At 44.5% G+C, this 20,614-nt stretch carries 20 protein-coding genes; 12 read left to right on the top strand and 8 right to left on the bottom strand.

Features of this window, described 5'->3' with window-relative positions; all coding sequences use genetic code 11:
- Positions 1 to 49: 49 nt before the first annotated feature.
- The 6 genes from PMG71_RS19285 to PMG71_RS19260 form a co-directional block, all read right to left on the bottom strand.
- The gene (locus tag PMG71_RS19285; RefSeq protein ID WP_283755353.1) at positions 50 to 415 is read right to left on the bottom strand and encodes a tellurite resistance TerB family protein; all 366 of its coding nucleotides are present in this window, start codon (positions 413 to 415) and stop codon (positions 50 to 52) included.
- Positions 416 to 668: 253 nt separating this feature from the next.
- Positions 669 to 1,619, bottom strand: a complete 951-nt coding sequence (locus tag PMG71_RS19280; RefSeq protein ID WP_283755352.1) for a GDP-L-fucose synthase family protein — start codon at positions 1,617 to 1,619, stop codon at positions 669 to 671.
- 20 nt (positions 1,620 to 1,639) lie between these two features.
- Positions 1,640 to 2,668, bottom strand: a complete 1,029-nt coding sequence (gene gmd / locus PMG71_RS19275; RefSeq protein WP_283755351.1) for a GDP-mannose 4,6-dehydratase — start codon at positions 2,666 to 2,668, stop codon at positions 1,640 to 1,642.
- Positions 2,669 to 2,918: 250 nt separating this feature from the next.
- Positions 2,919 to 3,647, bottom strand: a complete 729-nt coding sequence (locus PMG71_RS19270; protein WP_283755350.1) for an undecaprenyl-phosphate galactose phosphotransferase family protein — start codon at positions 3,645 to 3,647, stop codon at positions 2,919 to 2,921.
- 118 nt (positions 3,648 to 3,765) lie between these two features.
- The gene (locus PMG71_RS19265) at positions 3,766 to 4,911 is read right to left on the bottom strand and encodes a glycosyltransferase (RefSeq protein ID WP_283755349.1); all 1,146 of its coding nucleotides are present in this window, start codon (positions 4,909 to 4,911) and stop codon (positions 3,766 to 3,768) included.
- Between the two features lie 44 nt (positions 4,912 to 4,955).
- Entirely contained in the window at positions 4,956 to 6,029 is a 1,074-nt protein-coding gene (locus tag PMG71_RS19260) for a glycosyltransferase family 4 protein (RefSeq protein ID WP_283755348.1), read from the bottom strand.
- Between the two features lie 36 nt (positions 6,030 to 6,065).
- Here PMG71_RS19260 and PMG71_RS19255 point away from each other — a divergent pair, with 36 nt between their 5' ends.
- Complete coding sequence (locus tag PMG71_RS19255; RefSeq protein ID WP_283755347.1) at positions 6,066 to 7,235, top strand: DarT ssDNA thymidine ADP-ribosyltransferase family protein; 1,170 nt, start codon at positions 6,066 to 6,068, stop codon at positions 7,233 to 7,235.
- 20 nt (positions 7,236 to 7,255) lie between these two features.
- Positions 7,256 to 7,702 carry a hypothetical protein gene (locus PMG71_RS19250; protein WP_283755346.1) on the top strand — a complete coding sequence of 149 codons (447 nt, stop codon included), beginning with the start codon at positions 7,256 to 7,258 and terminating at the stop codon, positions 7,700 to 7,702.
- Here the strand turns inward: PMG71_RS19250 and PMG71_RS19245 are convergent.
- Together PMG71_RS19245 and panB are read right to left on the bottom strand one after the other, a co-directional pair.
- On the bottom strand, positions 7,693 to 8,565 hold the full coding sequence (locus tag PMG71_RS19245; RefSeq protein WP_283755345.1) for a glycosyltransferase: 873 nt from the start codon (positions 8,563 to 8,565) through the stop codon (positions 7,693 to 7,695). The genes PMG71_RS19250 and PMG71_RS19245 overlap by 10 nt on opposite strands.
- Positions 8,566 to 8,644: 79 nt before the next feature.
- Entirely contained in the window at positions 8,645 to 9,418 is a 774-nt protein-coding gene (gene panB, locus PMG71_RS19240) for a 3-methyl-2-oxobutanoate hydroxymethyltransferase (protein ID WP_283755344.1), read from the bottom strand.
- Positions 9,419 to 9,717: 299 nt separating this feature from the next.
- On the opposite strand from panB, the gene PMG71_RS19235 reads away from it, so the two are divergent.
- The 10 genes from PMG71_RS19235 to PMG71_RS19190 all read left to right on the top strand — a co-directional run bounded on the left by PMG71_RS19235 (position 9,718) and on the right by PMG71_RS19190 (position 20,556).
- The gene (locus PMG71_RS19235) at positions 9,718 to 10,545 is read left to right on the top strand and encodes a DUF928 domain-containing protein (RefSeq protein WP_283755343.1); all 828 of its coding nucleotides are present in this window, start codon (positions 9,718 to 9,720) and stop codon (positions 10,543 to 10,545) included.
- Between the two features lie 206 nt (positions 10,546 to 10,751).
- Positions 10,752 to 10,904, top strand: coding sequence for an arginine synthesis PII-interacting regulator PirA (gene pirA, locus PMG71_RS19230; RefSeq protein WP_283755342.1), 153 nt, complete (start codon positions 10,752 to 10,754; stop codon positions 10,902 to 10,904).
- Positions 10,905 to 11,104: 200 nt separating this feature from the next.
- Positions 11,105 to 11,797: an RNA polymerase sigma factor gene (locus tag PMG71_RS19225; protein WP_283755341.1), complete on the top strand. Its 693-nt coding sequence runs from the start codon at positions 11,105 to 11,107 to the stop codon at positions 11,795 to 11,797.
- A complete protein-coding gene (locus PMG71_RS19220; RefSeq protein ID WP_283755340.1) occupies positions 11,742 to 11,990 on the top strand; it encodes a hypothetical protein in 249 nt (82 codons plus the stop codon). Before PMG71_RS19225 ends, PMG71_RS19220 begins: the two co-directional genes overlap by 56 nt.
- A 45-nt stretch (positions 11,991 to 12,035) precedes the next feature.
- Entirely contained in the window at positions 12,036 to 12,605 is a 570-nt protein-coding gene (locus PMG71_RS19215) for a GNAT family N-acetyltransferase (RefSeq protein ID WP_283755339.1), read from the top strand.
- Positions 12,606 to 12,617: 12 nt separating this feature from the next.
- Positions 12,618 to 13,745, top strand: a complete 1,128-nt coding sequence (locus PMG71_RS19210) for a HetZ-related protein 2 (protein ID WP_283755338.1) — start codon at positions 12,618 to 12,620, stop codon at positions 13,743 to 13,745.
- 331 nt (positions 13,746 to 14,076) lie between these two features.
- Positions 14,077 to 15,237: a GspE/PulE/PilB domain-containing protein gene (locus PMG71_RS19205; RefSeq protein WP_283755337.1), complete on the top strand. Its 1,161-nt coding sequence runs from the start codon at positions 14,077 to 14,079 to the stop codon at positions 15,235 to 15,237.
- A 121-nt stretch (positions 15,238 to 15,358) separates the two neighbouring features.
- Entirely contained in the window at positions 15,359 to 17,140 is a 1,782-nt protein-coding gene (locus tag PMG71_RS19200; RefSeq protein WP_283755336.1) for an ABC transporter ATP-binding protein, read from the top strand.
- Positions 17,141 to 17,524: 384 nt separating this feature from the next.
- A complete protein-coding gene (locus PMG71_RS19195; RefSeq protein ID WP_283755335.1) occupies positions 17,525 to 19,813 on the top strand; it encodes a GUN4 domain-containing protein in 2,289 nt (762 codons plus the stop codon).
- Between the two features lie 107 nt (positions 19,814 to 19,920).
- Complete coding sequence (locus tag PMG71_RS19190) at positions 19,921 to 20,556, top strand: 2OG-Fe(II) oxygenase (protein ID WP_283755334.1); 636 nt, start codon at positions 19,921 to 19,923, stop codon at positions 20,554 to 20,556.
- Positions 20,557 to 20,614: the final 58 nt, after the last annotated feature.

Below are 20,614 nucleotides of genomic sequence, written 5' to 3'. Positions count from 1 at the left end.
AGTAATGGGGCATTCCCCCATCTCCCCATCCCCCTATCTCCCCATCTCCCTAACTCCCACCGGATGATTCAGGGAAGACTAACCGAAACAGGGCCCAAATAAATCGACTTTCATCCGGTTCTATTCCATTCACATCAATCACCTCTTTGGCCACATCAAACGCGAAAGTTTGTTGATGAAAAGGGAGCGTGCGTAAAGCTTTGTAGGCTAACTGGAGTGCCAGAGTGGGGTCATTGGCGGCATCTTGCACCGCACCGATCGCCCGATCCAGTTCTTCATGAACCAAATCTGGAGCTACTTCCAGTTTATTCGCCAGGCGATCGACAATCAACTGCTTTTCCTCATCATCGGCAGAACCATCCACCACAGCAGCCAGAGCAGTCAAAGTGACCACATTTTTTAAGAAAGGATTCATGACTCTATTTCCTGAAAATCAAAACGATAGGGGATTGGGGGATAGGGAGATAGGTAATTTGTTCCCCATCCTCCCCCTCTTCCCTCTCTTCCCCTCTTTTTCTAATGCACCATTCTAGAAGCAGTTATGACCCTACTGTCGTGACCGCCCTAAAATAGGGCATTAGCGTAGGGTGGGTTAGGTAGCTAAAACTTATACTGTGACAGCAATCTATCGATCCGCCGTAACCCACCATTTTAGGGTTTTCACGGCCCTACACCGCCTCCGCATGGGTACGATACCAGTCAATGGTTCGTTTCAGCCCTTCGCGAAACTCCATATTTGCCGTAAACCCAAACCAATCCTTTGCTCGCTGGGTATCTAAGCATCGGCGAGGTTGACCATTGGGCTGATCCGTTTGCCAAACAATTTCGCCCTTAAATTCCATTAACTCACAAATGAGTTCGACTAGATCGCGGATGGTGATTTCGTAACCGGTTCCTAAATTCACCGGCTCAGAGTCATTGTACTTCTGAGTGGCCATCACAATTCCCCGTGCAGCATCCGTGGAATAGAGAAATTCCCGACTTGGCGAACCATCTCCCCAAGCGGGAAGGGTGGCATCTCCCCGTTGTTGAGCTTCGTAGACTTTGCGAATGAGGGCGGGAATCACATGGGAACTGCTGGGATTGAAGTTATCTTCTGGCCCATACAAGTTTACCGGCAAGAGGAAAATGCCATTAAACCCATATTGTTGCCGATAGGATTGGAGTTGAACCAGGAGGGCTTTTTTGGCAATGCCATAGGGAGCATTGGTTTCTTCGGGATAGCCGTTCCAAATGTCTTCTTCTTTGAAGGGAACGGGGGTAAATTTAGGATAGGCGCAGATGGTTCCCACACAGACAAACTTTTGGATACCGGCTTGATAAGCTGCATGGATGAGCTGGGTTCCCATCATCAAGTTATCGTAGAATAGTTCTGCCGGTTTTTCCCGGTTGAGACCGATTCCACCCACATGAGCAGCTAGGTGGATAATGATGTCTTGATTTTGGACAACTTGCTCGCAGGCGCTCATTTGCCGAAGATCGTGTTGGCGCGATCGCACAATGGTAATCTGTTCAGGATTCGCTCCTGCTGCCTGAAGCTGCTCAATCACCTGACGACCGAGAAATCCCGCGCCCCCCGTGACCAAAATCCGCTTATCTTGCAATTCTATGGTGGTCATCATTTTTTCCTCAATCTGCCTTAGTCAAATCCGTTGCCCAAGTGTTTAGCTTTTTTGAGCGCTTCTCGATCCGAATCGACCATCAATTTTACCAGTTCCTCAAAGGTAACGGAGGGTTCCCAACCCAATTTTTCTTTGGCTTTGCTGGGGTCACCAATGAGTAAATCTACTTCTGCCGGACGTAAATAGCGCTCATCAAACTCTACATAATCTTGCCAGGTTAAGCCGACATGGGTAAAGGCAATCTCCAGAAACTCGCGAATGGAGTGGGTTTCATTGGTGGCAACCACATAATCATCGGGTTGCTCTTGCTGAAGCATCAGCCACATGGCGCGTACATAGTCTTTGGCATAGCCCCAATCGCGCTTTGCGTCTAAGTTCCCCAGATAGAGTTTCTTTTGCAGTCCGGCTTTAATCCGAGCTACGGCACGGGTGATTTTACGAGTCACAAAGGTTTCACCGCGACGGGGGGATTCATGGTTAAACAGGATGCCATTACAGGCAAATAAGTCGTAGGATTCCCGGTAGTTGATGGTTTGCCAATGGGCATAGACTTTAGCGCAGGAGTAGGGACTCCGGGGATAGAAGGGAGTGGTTTCTTTTTGGGGGACTTCCTGGACTTTGCCAAACATCTCGGATGATCCGGCTTGATAGAATCTGACCTGATTGCCAGTACGATGTTGGTAATCGCGAATGGCTTCTAGGAGCCGTAGGGTTCCCATGGCGACGGTATCAACCGTGTATTCAGGGGAGTCGAAACTGACGCGCACATGGGATTGAGCGCCTAAGTTGTAGACTTCTTGGGGTTGGACTTCTTCTAAGATTCGGCGGAGGGTTGTGCCATCGGTGAGATCGCCGTAGTGGAGAAAAAATCGGGCTTGATCTTCATGGGGATCGATGTAAATATGATCGATGCGATCGGTGTTGAATGAGGAACTGCGGCGAATGATTCCATGGACTTCGTACCCCTTTTCGAGTAATAATTCACTTAGATAGGAACCATCTTGACCGGTAATTCCAGTAATCAGCGATCGCTTACGTTGTGTCATCGGTAATCTTCCTTGCGTCGTATAAATTAGAGTTTAATCGTACCTGATGCCGACCCTAAAACCTGTGAGCATTGAGAAAATGCCCCATTTAGCTTAACACCTAGTTCCTGGGTCTTTGGTGATCTCAGTTTTTCTTTTTGCTATTTTTTAATTCTAAACCGGATTGATCCGTTCCCCATGCTAAAAACAGGGAGTCCAGGTTTTCCTGAACTCCCGTAATGCTATGGATCTATTTTGGATCTAATCTCGGTTAGTAAGCTCCATTTCCTTTAGGGAAAATGACTACCCCAATGGTTTTGATTACAATCCAGAGATCCATCCAAAAGTTCTTGAAATTCACATAATATAGGTCAATTTGAATTCTTCGGGGATAGGGAATATCATTACGTCCTGATACCTGCCACAGCCCGGTGATTCCCGGTTTTATGGTTAAAACCTTGTCAATATGTTTACCATATTTGTGCAGTTCTTCCGGAACCAGGGGACGGGGGCCGACCACACTCATATCTCCCTTGAGGACATTCCAGAATTGGGGAAATTCATCCAAGCTAGTCACCCGGAGAAACTTACCAATCCAGGTTATACGCGGATCGTGCTTTAGCTTAAAGTTAGTCTCAAACTCTTCCCGCATCTGGGGAGAAGCTGCCATCATCTCAGAGAGAACCTGATCCGCATTGGGAATCATGGTTCTAAATTTGATACATTTAAACAGTTTGTAGTCTTTCCCCACACGCTCTTGTATGTAAAATACAGATCCCTGAGAATTCAGTATAATTAACAGGGTTAGAACCAGATAAACTGGGGAAAACAAGACGAGAACAGCCAGCGAGAAGATGATATCGAAGGCTCGTTTGAAAAACTCTCCGTTGAGACTGATGGATAGACCTTGATGCCTCGCTCTAAATCGTTGAGGACGAAATCCGCGCTTGACATAGATCCGAGCAGTCTTGCCAGAGATAAATTGACTCTCAGCAGTCATCGTACTCCTCTATTTCACACCACACACACCTAATCATAAAGCCACTGACCCCGAATCAGAAGAATTTGATTCCAATTCTTTCTGAAATTAGCGATCGAGACCGGGAAAGTTTTGCCTATCAGAACCTTGGTAAGTCTTGATAAGCCCGTTTGAGTAGATCACTATAACGCTCTTCAAACACTTTCGGGTGAAACTGGGTCGAATGGGTATGAATTTGTTCGGGGTTAAAGGGCGATCGCCCCAATGCCTCAAACTGCTCTACCGCTTCTCTCAAGGATTCTGGGGTTTGCTGAGGAAATAATAACCCGGTTGCGCCCTCTGGGTGAACCCGAAAATCGCGAACCGTTTCTAAAGCGCCTCCCTTGCCATAGGCAATGACAGGAGTCCCACAAGCTTGTGCTTCCACAACCGCCATGCCAAAATCTTCACAAGCAGCATATACAAAGGCTTTAGCTTCGCTCATGTATTGATTGACGACCTCATTGGACTGAAAACCCAGAAACTCAATATTGGATTTGGCGATCGCCTCTAATTCCTCCCGTTGGCCTCCTGTGCCAATAACCACAAGATGCCGACCTAACTGGTTAAAAGCCTCCACCATCAGCCGTACCTGTTTATAACTCACCAAACGGCAGACGGTGACATAAAAATCCTGTTTTTTGGCTTGGAAGGGAAAGCGATCGATATCGATAGGAGGGTAAATCACTTCGGCTTGACGGCGATAGCACCGCCAAATTCGCCTTGCAGTGTACTTGGAGTTAGCAATGAACTGATCTACCCGATTGGCAGATATCACGTCCCACAGCCTCATTTTGTGGAGGATATACCGACTCACCCAACCGGGTATACCCCGCCCCAATTTACTCTCCTTCAGATACTCGAAGGTTAAATCCCAGGCATAGCGCATGGGGGTATGGCAATAACACAGATGCAGTTGTCCGGGACGGGTGAGGACTCCTTTGGCAACGGCATGGGAGGAGGAGAGGATAATATCATAGTCGCCTAAATCCAGTTGCTCGATCGCCAAGGGCAGCAGAGGCAAATAATTTTGTACTCCTCGACGAGCAAAGGGAAAGTGCTGTAAAAAGGTGGTTCCAATCTGGCGCTGATAGAGATAACTATCGGGGTTGGTGGATTCAAAGTCAATCAGAGCATACAGATCTGCGTCAATCAGTTTGAGAATTTCTTTAACCACCAGTTCCGATCCTCCGGTGGCTAAGGGGGTTAACCATTCATGGACAAGGGCATATTTGAGTTCGGGCATGTTGAAGGAAAGGCAAGAGGCAATAGGCAATAGACATTAATTCCCTAAATATAAGCTCTCAGCACTTCACAAGTGGCTTCTCCAGTGCGAGACCAACTCAACTGTGCAGCTCTGTTCAGACTCGCTTGATGTAGATCTGCTCGTGCTTGCGGATCTTTGACTAGGGTTTCCATGGCGGATGTGATTTCTGAAACTTGATAAGGATCGACTAAAAGAGCGGCATCGGCGGTAATTTCGGGAAGGGAGGAGCAGTTGGAGGTGATGACGGGAGTGCCGCAAGCCATGGCTTCGAGGACGGGTAAACCGAAGCCTTCCCAGAGACTGGGGAAAATGAGTGCGATCGCCTGATTCATCAGTATCGGCAGTTCTTTTGCTGACACATAGTCAATAAATTTGACTTGCTCGGTTATTCCCAGTTCGTTAACTTGAGTGATTAAATTGGGGGTGTAGCGGCGATCGCTTGGCCCGACTAACCACAACTGATAGTCTCGATTTTGGGGCAAGTTCGCAAATGCTTCAATTACGCGATGCAGATTCTTATAGCTTGCATGGCGACCAACATAGAGAAAATAGTTAGAAGTCGGTAAATTTAATGGCTTAAATTGATGCTGATTGTAGCCGAGCAAAATGGGAGTAATCTGCTTAGACTCGATTGAAAACCAGTCCATGATATCATTTGCCGTTGCTTGAGAGTTACAGATAATATGAGTGGCTTGCTTGAGAACCTGTGGCAGATAATACCGGGAATAAAGGGTGAGCGGCGATCGCCTCTCCGGAAACCGCAACGGAATCAGATCGTGTACCATCACCACAAACCGACACCCCTGCAATAAGGGTGCTTCCGGTAAAGGAGAGAATAGTAAACCCCCTTGCAACTGGCGATAAATTTTAGGTAACCTAAACTGAGTCCAAAGTAACCGCTTCAGATGTCCCTTAGCCCCCTGTTCCGGCGTTTGTCCCCCTGGAATGGGATAATGGGAATAGCCCTCCAATTTTCGGGCACTTAATAGGGTTGGATGTAAGGAAGTCAGATAAGGTAAAATATTTAGAGCATAGGTGCTAATTCCCGTCGGTTTATTCATTAGCACCGCTAAATTGATTAAAAGATGATTGTTCATGCTATCAAGTAACTATAAAGATTCACAGAATTGGATATGGCTCAACCGCAGATTAAAAACCTCTATTACATCACTCACATTGATAATATACCGTCCATTTTACAGAATGGAATATTGTCTCATCAAGAACTTTTAGATTCCCAGATTGTATCCACCCCTATTTATGATCAAGAAATTGTCAATCTTCGTCAACAGAGGCTAATATCAGAGGATAATAATTTATGGAGTTACGCGAATCTTTACTTTCAACCTCGGAATCCGATGATGTATCGGGTGGTCAAAGAAGGGTATATAAAGTATATTGCTGTTATTTCTATTAAACCCCAAGTTCTGCAAGAACCGGGAATTGTTATCACTGATGGTAATGCAGCCCATAGCCAAACTCAATTTTACTCTTTAAATGAAGGAGTAAAAAAAATTAAACAAAATCACAAAAAAATTCAAAATGAATGGTGGCAAGATACAGATGGCTCAAAGCGAATTATCATGTCTGAGTGCTTAATCCCCAAACAAGTCAAGCCAACGCTTATTGAGTCCATTTATGTTCCTAATCATGAAGTTCTAAAAAAAATAAATTTAATGCTCCCACAATGCAACATTCCTGTCATTAAAGAAAGTAATTTATTTTTTCAGCCTAATAAACGTATCCAAGTTGGTCAAAACATTTCAGTTATTGATGGAGATATGTTTTTTTCAACCATGCACACACTCACTATCAGTGTTAATTTACAAGGAGTAATGGGCAAAGGATTAGCGTCTAGAGCGAGATACCAGTTTCCTGATGTTTATGTGAGATATCAAGATGCTTGCAAGAGTAAGCAAGTAACTGTCACAACCCCTTATCTGTATAAACGAGAATCTTCGGTAGATCAAGAATTAGCTGATTTACAGACTCCCTTAAAAACTCCCAATTCTGTCAAATGGTTTTTACTCTTTGCCACGAAACGACATTGGAGAGAGAATTCTAGGATAGAAGATATTGAAGCGGGGTTAAGTTGGATTAGAAATAATGCCGTTGAACAGGGGATTAAATCTCTAGCTATTCCTGCATTGGGTTGTGGATTAGGAAAACTGGAATGGTCACAAGTTGCCCCTTTAATGTGTCGTTATTTATCGGATATTGGTATCGATGTGGCTATTTATTTACCCCGCGAACAGCAACTCGATCCTAAATTCTTAACTCCTGAGTTTTTACTCAATACTTAATTATAGTGGGACTATTTTGTATGCAATTCTTATATAAACATACCCAAATTGGGACAATTATTCTCATTCTCTTAGCTGCTCTTCTGCCTTTGGTCTTTTTCTATCTCTCTAAAGGCTTTGTGGGGATGGCAGCTAGTCTTTTGATCGGGATTTTAGTAATTACGGTTTTGTTTAGCACGTTAACGGTGATGATTACCGCAGATCAGATCAAATGTTCGTTCGGGGTAGGTTTGATTCATAAAAGTTTTTCGTTGTCCCGCATCACTAATACTGTGACGGTCAAAAATCCTTGGTATTATGGCTGGGGGATTCGCCTGACTCCTAGGGGATGGATGTTTAATATTTCGGGGTTGGATGCGGTGGAGATTGAGTTAGATTCTCAGTCTTATTTTCGGATTGGCACAGATCAACCGCGAGCCTTAAAAGCAGCGATTGATGAGGCAATTGAAATCAATCGTCAACTCTGAGCGGAAGCTCTGGATTGCAAAAATTGCTGTAATCCTTGCCAACGTCCTTGGTATTGATCGGGGTTTTGCTTAATCCAATCAGCGATCAGTTTTAGGCTCAGATATCCTAAGTTTAAAAACAAGGCTAAAGCTGTGCCATGTTGCTGTAAGAAGTAGAGTTTGCTAAAAGTAGCGTGATGGAGTTTGGCTTTGAGGTTGCGATCGCTCGTAGCAGAGACTTGATGAGTGACTAAAATGGCTTGAGTAACAGCTATAGAGTATCCTTGTTGAAAATAGCGCTCGCAGAGGTCATTATCTTCATAGTAGAGGAAGTAATGGGTGTCGAATTGGGGACAAGAGGGAAATCGAGCTAAGTTGAGAATTAGGCTACATCCAGATACCCAGCGCGAGGGAAGGATTTTAGAAGTCGGGTTTTCTGACGGGGAAATGGGGTGTTGATGGGGGAGAGAGCCAAGCCATGGATTAAATTGTCCTTGGGTGAACCAGGGTTTGCCATGACTGTCTTGAATTTGAGTGCCTAAAATGGCTAGGTTCGGATGCTCTTGAAAGCAGGTTTGAATGTAGTCAATGGCACGATCTGCTAGGGTAGTATCGGGATTAATTAACCACACTAAGCTCTGAGCATCGCGTTCATAGATCCAGTTTAAGCCTAAATTACACCCGCCCCCAAAGCCGAGGTTTTCCGGAGCAGTGAGCAGGGTTAGGTTGGGATAGGTTTGGCTGAGGGGGTGCAGGGTGCGATCGCCTGGAGAGTTGTTGACGATGATGATTTTGAGCTTGGCTAGATTTCGGTCTGGAATGGACTTAAGCAGAGCGAGAATTAAGTCGCTGGAGTAATAGTTAACGATTAACAGGTATAGCATTTTAGGGGAATGCGAGCATCTTGCTCGCTTGTTAGTTCTAGCGAGCAAGATGCTCGCACTCCTTGGTTTGACCGTCTAGTTAAGGAAACTGGCGATCGCGCACCTCCTGACTAAAGGTTTTCACTGCATCAGTAATCGTCTCTTGGAGATTCGTATAGACTTTAGCAAACGGCGGTTGCCAACTGGAGAGTCCTAAAACGTCGCTGGTGACCAACACTTGGCCATCACAGTGGGGCCCAGCACCAATGCCAATGGTCGGTATAGGAAGAGTTTCAGTAATTTTTTGGGCGAGATCGTGGGTAATATTTTCTAGGATAATGGTGAAAGCTCCCGCTTCCGCAAGGGCGATCGCCTCCTGTAAAATGCGATCGCCTTCTGCTTGTTCCTTTCCCCGTCTCCGATAGCCTTGTCGATGGACAGACTGGGGCGTTACTCCCACATGACCTACCACCGGAATACCACTTAAACTCAAACGCTGGACAACCTCGATCATTTCCGGATAGCCCCCCTCTAATTTCACCGCCCCCGCTTGGGTTTCCTTCAACACCCGACCCGCCGACCTTAAGGCCTGAATGGGGCCTTCCTGATAGCTCATAAAGGGTAGATCGCAGACCACAAAAGCTTGTTTTACTCCTCGACAGACCGCTTGAGTATGGTAAATCATCTGATCTAGGGTTACCGGTAAGGTCGTCGGGTGACCTAGGGCCACCATAGCTAGAGAATCTCCCACTAAAATCAGATCCACCCCAGCGAGATCGAGCAATTGGGCAAACGGATAATCCCAGGCCGTCAGCATCACGAGGGGATGACCTTGACGTTTCCGTTTCACCAATTGGCTGATTGCGATCGCCATTTACGATTACCCTTATGTCACAATTAAAGAAAGGAATCCTGGGCAAGTGAATGGAGTTTCCCCAGAAGCCCTTCTTATTTTAGAAGTTTTTGCCCTTTCTGGAAAAAACCCTTGGCTCTCTTGCCCGCCAATTCTAAAATAAACCTTAAACTTAGGAGAGAATCCTGTAATTTTCCGGGGAAGTCCTGTAGTTAGCAAGAAAGGACGCTTCAGTGCTGACACGGGGAATGATAAGATCTCCAGGGTTAGCAAGGTTTATGCGCTTCAGTTGTCTTTCTTTTGCTCGGTGGAAATCTACTATGTTTGACTTCCTTCCTTTATCCTCAACCTCATACCGACGGTGTATGGCGATCGCCACTATTTCGTCCCTAGTTGGTTTATCCTTAAACTTCAATCCATCTCCCACATTTGCCCAATCCTCTTCAGGAGGCGAACAAGTGGTCTATGTTCCCCAACTGCAAGAATTACAATGGCAAAGCTGGGAAGATCCCCCTCCAGGTCTCCCCATCCGTCGCGGTGCTGCGGGGAGTCGTACCGGTTGCACCATGAAACCAGAGACAGGCGGAGAATATCAACCCTTAAGCTCTATTGTGCCTATCCATACTTTTGGCCTCACCACTCAAGCTTCTCCCACGCTTTATTTCTATGTTCCTCCCAATCAAGTGGATGTGGCTGAGTTTGTTTTGGAAGATCAAACAGGTCATCAGGTGGTTCAAGTAGAGTTGGCCCTGAATCAACAGTCTGGAATTGTCGCCGTTAATCTCGCCGACTTACCCAATTCACCCACTTTGGATGTTAATCGGGTTTATGTTGGCTATTTTCAATTGAACTGCAATGGACAGTTGGTCGATTATGTGAGTACAGGGATCAAACGGATTTCTTTAGAGAGAACTCAACAAGCCGAATTAGCAGAAGGGGCGATCGCCGATAAAATCAGATTCTATACCCAAAATGGCATATGGTATGACCTCCTACAAACCCTCATTGAAGCCGATCCCGATCGCTCTCGTCTTCCCCTGAATTTGACTACCCTGTTTAGTGCGGAGAAAATTGAACTTCAACACCTGCTCCCCGTAATTAACCCTTCTCGGCCTGCTGCCCTCAGTTTAAGTCCATCTATGGATTAACGACTCTAAACATAAACGTATACTTATGCATTAGCTCTGCTCACCTAGTTTATTCCTATGGATAGATGAGTCTTTTTCTGCATCGAGTGAGGTACAGGGGATTTAGTTTAAAATTTTGTAACTTTGGCTACGGTTTTACTGGAAATCAGTTATTCTAGAAGAAAGCCCTTTAATGTACCTTATTGAAAGTAAGAAAACAGTTTACCATGAACAAAAAACGCCAACAAATCCAACAAGCAGCCCAAGCTCATAAAGAAAACCTACGCAAAAACCTACAACATAGATTAGAGGTCGCTCGTACAAAAGGCGATGCATCTCTAGTCCGTCAGCTAGAAGCTGAAGCTGACTATCTCGGTTAAGGATCGGAAAACTCAATCTAACACACAACACTTGTAACTTTAAGGGGCGCTTCCTGTCATTTTGAGACCGGGAAGCGCCCCTTCAGTTGGTCTATGAATAATACTCCCCAGGGCTGTGCGATCGCCAGCCGTCAGCGATACAATAAACCATTAGCGATCATCTCCCCCTGCCCTGTTTGCAAGCGTGAAGCCTCAAACCCATGCATTTGCCATACTTCCGAGAAACCCAGCATCCCCTAATTAAGTCCCTGACTGACTATAGCGATCGAGAATTGCTCACCTTATTTCAGCGTCATCCAGAGTCAGGGCGCTACTTCACAGCCATCTTTTGTCGGTATAGCCCCATCGTCTATACTCTCATTTCCCATTCAGCGCGATCGCCCGTACAAGCCGATTATCTCTTTGCTTGCACCTGGCGACATATCTACTATGAGCTTGGAGGACTCCATTTACGCTCTGACCAAACCCAACCGGGCGATCCTCCCCTCACCTTACAAAATGCGCTGATTAACTTCACCGCTTTCTGTATCAATAATATGGAGCTGCCCCCGGTTGAATCAATTTATTACAATCTTAAGGACTGCTCTCCCCCGCTCTGGTGTTATGTAGAGCAAGCAATGGATCAATTAGAACCCGTTCTGCGGTTAATGATCCTACTCTCTCAAACCTTCCACTGGAGTGAAACCCGGATCGCAGCTTATTTACAAGCTGAAGGAGAATCGATTTCTCCCTTTAGCGTCAAAACCCAATTACAACAAGCCCTCGCTTCCCTAGAAGCGGCTTTACCCAACGATATCCGCACCATCTACTTAAACGATCAATCTTCAGGAGTTTCTGATGCATCCTTCTCGCCTAACCTTTCACACAGCCCTGAACCCATACAAAGCTTTTAGAATAACTGCTTATACTCCCCTGTTTTGGGTGATGGCGATCGGATTACTCCTACCCTATTATGGTAGTCTTCCTTTAGGGTTGCCGGGTCGTCCCGTCCTTCAGTCTGTGGAAGAACAACTTCAGGAGAGTTTACCCCTGCGTTGTCATATGCAGGCGATCGCTGGCGATCGAGAACAATTCCCTAATGCTTAACCCCTACTTATGCTAGGGCAAAATTTCATAAAATATGGATTCTGAATGTATGAGCGCTATGCCATCCGTATGGCTCAAGTCCAAGATCTTAAAGGCCTCAGCGATCTTTTAGCAGAGTGTTTCCACACTTTCCCAGGGTGGAAAGTCTGGTTTCGTTGGTTAACTCTTCTGATTCGCTGGGGAATTTATGAAGATTTAAAACAACGATGGCGGACAGCCTCTCCCTACTATAGCTGTTGGGTAGCTGTATACTCAACAGAACCCAACCATGGGGAAGAAATAAGACAAGAGCAGGAGCGGTTAGCGGGAATGGTTGAAGTATCCTTACGGTCTTGGTCAGACTGGAATCAGTTTACACAATATCCTTATATTTCTAATTTGGCGGTCAAACCGGAAGACCGTCATAACGGTTTGGCTCAAGAGCTGCTAGATCGTTGTGAAAAAACAGCGTTGAAATGGGGATGTGAAGAAATTTATCTCCATGTTTTGGAGAATAATCATCCGGCAAGGTGTCTCTACTATAAGGTGGGTTATCGTCTGCAACAGGTAGAACTCAGTTGGAGTAGTCTGCTGCTGGGGAAACCGAAACGCCTCTTTTTACAAAAACGTCTCTAAGCGGTGAGTCTGATGAGCGTTCTGAAACAACTGATGGATAATTGGCGATCGCGCCTAAAACTTGAATGTTCTGAGTATTCTCAGGAGGTTCATCAGAGTATTATGGATTGGTTGATCGGTGAAAATCCCGCTCGCTTGTTAGATCTCAATCCAGAGGATTGGGAGATTGCCTTAGCTGCTATGGATTATCGCTATCGAATTTTACGCGATCGGTATTTAGGAGTCCCTCCAGAAGCGGCTTACCATAAGCTGATGAAGCGGTTAGCCAGCCTATTTCTAATTCGCAATAAAATTCGTACCTGGGTGGCGTTAAGTCGCGATCGCCAACGGAGTGTAGTCGATGTGCTGCAAGAGGTGATTCAAGAACTATTGCAGAGCGATCGCTATCTCAAACAACAAATGGGTTTGATCCAACAGATTACCCCCCAGCGATGGTTACAAAATACCCTCATTTTAGCGACCTTAGAAGAATATTGTCTGCGCCCCATTCGCAATCAACCCCTACTCCTGTACCGGTTTCTCAACTATCTACGACGCACCCAACGGGGGGGAATGACTCATATTCCCACGGGTAACTTAGTGCGGCTGATTTCCGAGGAACTCAGCTCAGACGAGAGTGACGATCCCATCAGTCTTCTCGATCGCCAGGCGATCGCCGAATACCAAGATACCCAAGTCTATCTGCAACAACAACGCTATCGAAAAGCTGTTGCCCAAAAATTTCAAGCCTACCTTACAGAAACCCTAGGGGAAACAGCCGCCAATTGGCTAAAATTCTATCTTCAAGGACGTACCCAAGAAGAAATTGCTACCCTACTCGATCTATCGGTTAAGCAAGTTTATCGTCTCCGTGAAAAAGTTAGCTATCATGCCATTCGCATTTTCTCCCTCAAAGAAAACCCAGAATTAGTCAGCCATTGGTTAGAAATTTCCCTCGAAGATCACAGCTTAGGCTTAACCCCTAGCCAATGGAAAACCTATTGGGATAGCCTTACCCCCACCCAACAACAGTTACTCGAACTGCTCAAAGTCCAAACCCCACCCCATGAAATTGCCGAAATCTTGAACTGGAAAACCAGTCAAGTCATTTCAGAATGGAGTAAGCTATATCTAGCAGCCCAATCTCTGCGGAATCTCTAAACACTTTTAGCTGAAAACTCTCAGTCATGCAATCAGGGTGCAATGGCTACGTCAGTGCAATTCAAAAGGTGAGTTGAAGTCTCATCTATTGATTGCTCAGAAAGGGTTACGCCCTTAAATTAGGGAAAGTAGGGCATCTAGCCAAGTTGTGTAATCTACCTTGTATAGCAGAGAACCACTAAGTTAGGACGACCAGAGGCAGAGCAAGATATGCCAACTCAAAAGCTGTCCTAACCTAGCTTTAGATCCCTCACAGATTTATATACTGTCAACTATATTCTCAACTCCCAACTTCCCTTGCCCAGCGTCCTCATTATTGCCAGCACCGATCATGAGCTTACCTGTTCCTTCATTTAATGATAATGATCATTCTGATTCCATTTCTGCTATTAATATTGAAACCGATTGCCTCTTTCCTTTGATGGATCGGGTTCTTTCTTTTGAAGCCTGTCTGTATCACCAGGTTTTACCTCTAGCTTTGGAAGGCAGTCGGCTACGATTAGGAATGGTCGATCCGGAAGATACTACTGCGATCAATTATTGCCGCCAGATTCTATCTTACCTCCGATGTTCCATTGTTACTCAGAGAATTTCCTCGGATTTACACCAATCAATCCTGAAAGCCTATCTCAGTCATATTAGCGCTCAACAACCACTGCCTCCGGCCTTACCTGAACCTTCTGTGAAACCGACTTCAGTACCGAAGAGTACGTCAGAATCGGAACATTGGCAAAATCGACCGACCTTAGTTTTAGATGAGGAAGATGCTATGGATTTAGTGCCTTCTCATCCGGCTAAGTCTGACTCGACTGCTAACTCTTCTGCTCCAGTGACCCAACCTAAAACCCCACAAGGGTTACCGGAGTTAAAAATTCATACTCAGTATTTATCAAGTCCGGTGGAGATGTTGGCGACTTTGCCGCCATCTGTACTCTGGCAAGAATTGCTGGGTCGTGTTTTAGTGGGGGGGATTGGGCGGTTGTTTTTTGAGCGCCATCCTCGCCATGGGCGGGTGTTGTGGAGCTTAAATGGAGTGGTTCAATCGGTGTTAGATAATTTACCTTTAGAGCTGTTTCAAGGGGTAATTCATGAAGTAAAATTACTGAGTCGTTTACCCTTAATTACGGTGAAGACGGTTAAAGAGGTGGAACTAGAACGCTATTATCAGGGGGAACGGTTATTGTTGCGTTTGCGGGTGATGCCGGGTAAGTATGGGGAAGATGCTACGCTGCAAGTTTTGCGGGGAGCGGCTTTGAAGTTTCATCAACGGCAGCAGTTAACGACGATGGGGCGGGATGCGTTAACGATCGCCCAACAGTTGCAGAATAAGTTGAATGATATCCGCGATCGCGCCCAAGGGGATACCCAGTTATCGGGAAAAGAGTTGGAGTCTCTGACGAGTTTAAATCAGATCTTAGTCCATTTAACTCAACAAGTTCAAGATTTAGAAGTTTTGCGTTCTCAACAGTTAAATAAAACACAAAATTCTTAAAGGGTTTGGCGATCGAGGGAACCTGAGTGTTGAGAGCAGAGGGCTGGAAAAATAGCTCAGTTCTCTTGCTACACTGATTAAGTGTCCTTTTAAGGGCAATTTCAACTATATTCCCAAATTCGTGAATTCTAGTTCTTCTGCTCTCCAGCGTTTAATTGAGTATAGTGGCCCCTATCAGGGTCAAGTTCGGTTGGCGATCGCCACATCAATTCTTAACAAAATCTTCGATCTTGCGCCTCCGGTGTTAATTGGGATCGCTGTGGATGTGGTGGTTGAACCAGAAAATTCGGCGATCGCCCGTTTCGGACTCACCAGCGTCTTTGCCCAACTCTTACTCCTCACGCTCCTTTCTGCACTGGTTTGGGGCTTGGAATCTGCTTTTCAATATGCCTATGAACGCTTATGGCGCAATTTAGCCCAAACGATTCAACACGATCTGCGCTTAGATGCCTACCGTCATTTACAAAATCTGGAGATTGCCTATTTTGAAGACCGCAGCACGGGCGAGTTGATGGCAATTTTGAATGATGATATTAACCAATTGGAGCGCTTTTTGGATGTGGGAGCCAATGAGGTGATTCAAGTGGCAACCACGGTTTTAGTGATTGGCACGATGTTTTTAATCCTAGCACCGGAAGTGGCTTGGATGACGATTGTCCCCATGCCGTTTATTATCTGGGGGTCGATCGCCTATCAGAAGTTTCTCGCTCCCCGCTATATGAAAGTGCGCCAAAATGCGGGGTTTCTCAATCATCGGTTGGCAAATAATCTGAGCGGTATAACCACGATTAAGAGTTTTACTGCGGAAGAATACGAGGTCAAGCGGGTGGCTCAAGATTCAATGGCTTATCGGCGATCGAATGAACAGGCGATCGCCTATTCTGCGGCGTTTATTCCCTTGGTACGGATGTTAATTTTACTCGGCTTTAGCGGTATCCTCCTCTATGGGGGTTTGGAGGTAACCAACGGCAATTTAGCGGTGGGAATCTATAGCACCTTAGTATTCATGACTCAACGGTTACTTTGGCCCCTAACTCGTCTAGGTAATACCCTCGATTTATGTCAGCGTGCTATGGCTTCGACTCGCCGGGTGATGGGATTATTGGATACTCCTATTGCTATTCATCCCGGTGATACTCCCTTGCCTTTGGAGATGGTGCGCGGTGAAGTGGTGTTTGAGGATGTCAGTTTTGCCTATGGCGATCGCCTGCCGGTCTTAAATCATGTCTCCTTTACCATTCCCGCAGGCAAAACTATTGCCATTGTCGGCTCCACGGGTTCGGGAAAAAGTACCTTAGTAAAGCTGCTTTTGCGGCTCTATGAGGTGCAAAACGGTACAATCACCTTAGATGGACTAGAGTTACAAACCCTACAGCTTGAAGATTTGCGGCGCTGTATGGGGTTGGTGAGCCAAGATGTATTTTTATTCCATGGAACGGTCGCTGAAAATATTGCCTATGGTACGTTTGAGGCTTCTGAACCGGATATTATTGCGGCGGCAACGTTGGCAGAGGCACACGACTTTATTATGGAATTACCGCAAAAATATGATACCATCGTCGGGGAGCGGGGTCAGAAATTATCCGGAGGACAGAGGCAACGATTGGCGATCGCCCGTGCCATTCTCAAAGATCCTCCCATTCTGATTCTAGATGAAGCGACATCTGCGGTAGATAATGAGACAGAAGCAGCCATTCAGCGATCGTTAGAGAGAATCACTCAAAATCGGACAACCATTGCGATCGCTCATCGCCTCTCCACCATCCGCAACGCCCATTGTATCCATGTTATGGAACGGGGTAAAGTCATCGAATCCGGTCGTCATGAAGCGCTCTTAGAACACAATGGTGTTTATGCCAATTTATGGCGCATTCAAATGGGAGAATCCATGTTAACCCAATAGCCGATAGGGGGATTTATATAGCTAGTCTAAATGAGTTGTGCCATGGGAAGTGCCCTCTCCCTAAATCCCTCTCCCGTGGGAGCTAATCCTGTAGGGGTTTTAAAACTGGATCTTGACTATGACTTAGTTTCAGCCATCGAGATGCCGAAAATGCGATCTCACGATCCTTACTGGATGGGGTTTCTATGAAACCGCTACAAGATGAGCGTGGGAGAGGGACTTTCCCTCTTCTCCTGTGGGAGAAGGGGGTAGGGAGATGAGGGGCAATCGTTATACAACTTATTTAGGTTTGCTATATAACATACAATACTTGACAAATAATAATCTATTGTATTACACTCTGGTGTCAGAAGTCTGTTTATACACAAAGTTTTTATATAAATAATGGAAAAATTAAAGGTTACAGTAACGGGCGGTGGCCCTGTTGGACTGATTTTTGCTTTATCACTTAAAGATTCAATCCCTTCTGATAGTCTATTAATAAAAGTTTACGATCGTCGCTGGTGTCAAGAGACAAAAAATAAACCTGTTGTTTGGAAATCTATCATAGAGGGTAATGCACGTCGTCAACAAGTCGTCACTCTACAAAGTAGGCAATACTTGCAACTTCCTCGAGAAATACAGGATAGAATATTCACTGAAGGTTCTTTCTCAGAAATGTGGCCGACAGCAACAAGTTCAGCCAATGAATACAGACCAAGAAATGTACGAATCGCTCATATAGAAAATGTGCTGTTAGATATGGCTAATAATACAGATGGTATAGAACTGATTCCAAAGAAATTTGACTCTGAAAAAATCGACATTCAGGATCAAAATTTACTGGTAATTTGTGAAGGGGGTGGATCGAGAACGAGGGAAAATTTTATCAATAAGTTTGGGACTCCAGATACCTCTATTTACTCTTTAGATGGTTCAAATTCTCTAGAAGATTCGGTTCTTGGTCTTAAAGTGAAATCTAACCTTACAGACTCAGAATCTGTGATTCTCACTATAGCTCAAAATAGGTTCCTTTTGAACTCTCTTAAGGGTGAAGGTTTCTTAAATGTAAGATTAACTGATGACGAAGTGAAGGATGTAAAAGGAGTTTGCTATGAAGAAGGTAGCGCAGAATATGAAATAAAGCAGTGTATTCAATCACAACCCTGTGTTATGGAACTTGCAGAAGATGGCAATTATAAGTGTAAAACACATGGCAGTATCTTTTTGCCCGCAGTAGTCAATAATCCTTTATGGGGCAGGATATTGAAAGCTCTACAACTATTTAAGATTCCACAAGAAAACTTGAAGGCTATCACATTATTTAAGCTGAACATGGTTCAAACGCCTCGATTCACGGCTCAACTCTATCCTCGTACAAAAGACACACCCGGTACATTTAGTTGTTTACTAGGTGATGCGGCAAATGCAATACACTTCTGGCCAGGTCGCGGATTAAATACTGGAATTGATTCAGCTATTTCTCTTGTGCGTTGTATCCATACAAAATGGCAGCATGTTGGCGAAAGAGAAATAGAATTCCGTGATGCAGATTTTGTTCGACATGAAGGAAATATGGCCATGCTACAATATAGAAATAAAAGCAGAGCGTGGCATTCTATGACTATCACTGAATCTGATGGTCAGATTAGCGCAATTAAGGGCAAGATAGAAGCAGCTATTAAGGAGACTAATAGCCCGCAGCCCAATTATAATAGAGAGGCATATATTAATGAACTAATCAATCGTCTGACCTTAATTAAAAATCGTCTTAATGGACGAATGATAGGTGAATTACCAGATGACGATCGTCTACGTGAGCTGATTACAAACATTGATGATGAAACTTTAAATATACTGGTTCTCAGCCAGCCGTGGAACACCAAGGATATGGCAGGGGAAGAAGTAGACATTGATGTACTTTCAAACACATTACCTGCATCAACAGCATCAGCAACTGTTCAGAACCCTTCTGACTTTATAGCCCAAGTCTTAACAGGTGATTCTTGCCAACAATTAAATAATTTTATAAGAAGAAACCCACATTTGGTAAATATCGATTTCCTTGTGCGTATGGAAGGATTAGCAGTATCACTTAAAGATAGAACTATACTGAAGTGGTCACGAGCTGTCAGAAAAGACTTTAAATTAGGCATTATGTCCGAAAAAATACAACAATGTGAAGAAAATTACAGAAACTTGGAAGCTTTCCTAAAAAGCAAATCTTGGCAAGAAGCAGATGCAATAACTACTAATATTATACTTCAACTCATTGGGACACAATGGAAAGGTGTTCTAGATTTAAATCGTATCAAAGACATTCCCTGTACAGATTTACATACGATAAACAACTTGTGGTCTTATTACAGCGATCGTAATTTTGGGTTTGGTATACAGAAAAGTATTTGGGATGAGATTTCTAGACAATCTCAAGATGATGAAGAAACTTATAATAATTTTTGCCAACATGTTGGTTGGTTTGATAAGGATAATAAGCTTTGCGATATACAATATAGAATGAATGCCCCTAAAGGACATTTGCCATCAGGAAAAAAAGGAAATATTTCAGTATTTTTACAGCTAGGACAGAAAGTCGGCGTTCCTAATATTAACCGAAAAAAAGTAGTCTTTCTGGTAACACAATTTGATAAGTGTCTAATTTCTTCTGAACCAACTGGTTTACCTGATACTTGAGACTTGGGTAAAAGCTTACTATTGAGATAGAGGGAGTAACCCCATACCATATACCATTTTAATTGGGTAATGAGTCATCCCCTATCTACTAATTTGCAGGATAGAACATGATCGAACTGAGCAACAACATCTTCACTATTCCATCTCTGCTCACCCCAGAAAAATGCAGTCAACTCATCAATGAATCTGAAAAAATAGGCTACTCCGAAGCCGATATTCAAGTCCATCAAGGTCGGCAACATTTACCCAACATCAGGAATAATCAAAGAGTCAACTACTATTCACAACAACTCGCCCAAGAATTATGGCATCAACTCGCCTCCTATTCCTTACCCATCTATGAAGGAAAACAGGCGATTAATCTATCCCCCTATTTCCGTTTCTATCGATATACCCCAGGCCAAAAATTTAAAATTCACCAAGATGGTCGTCAAAATGTAGACGGAAACGAAACTTTATTCACCCTATTGATCTTCCTGAGCGAAGAATTTCAAGGTGGCGATACCCACTTTCGACAAGATCGGATTAAAATTATCCCTAAAACCGGTCATGCCTTAATTTTCGAGCATCGATTATGGCATAAAGGATGTCTAGTCGAACAGGGAATAAAATATGTATTACGCACCGATATTGTCTACAGTCCCTCGTTAGTGAAGCCTATAATATCAAGTCCGGTTTCCGCAAGCGGACATGAAAATTTGTTAAGAAGCGGGCAAGATGCCCGCACTCCTCGAATTCTTTGATATGACTGGAGTGGGAGCATCTTGCTCCCTGGATTTTTAATTAGGGTATTTCCGCTTC

The organism is Roseofilum acuticapitatum BLCC-M154, assembly GCF_030068475.1.
In the GTDB taxonomy this organism is placed as follows: domain Bacteria; phylum Cyanobacteriota; class Cyanobacteriia; order Cyanobacteriales; family Desertifilaceae; genus Roseofilum; species Roseofilum acuticapitatum.
Note: the sequence above shows the minus strand (reverse complement) of the source record. Positions and strands in the feature narration are given on the sequence as shown.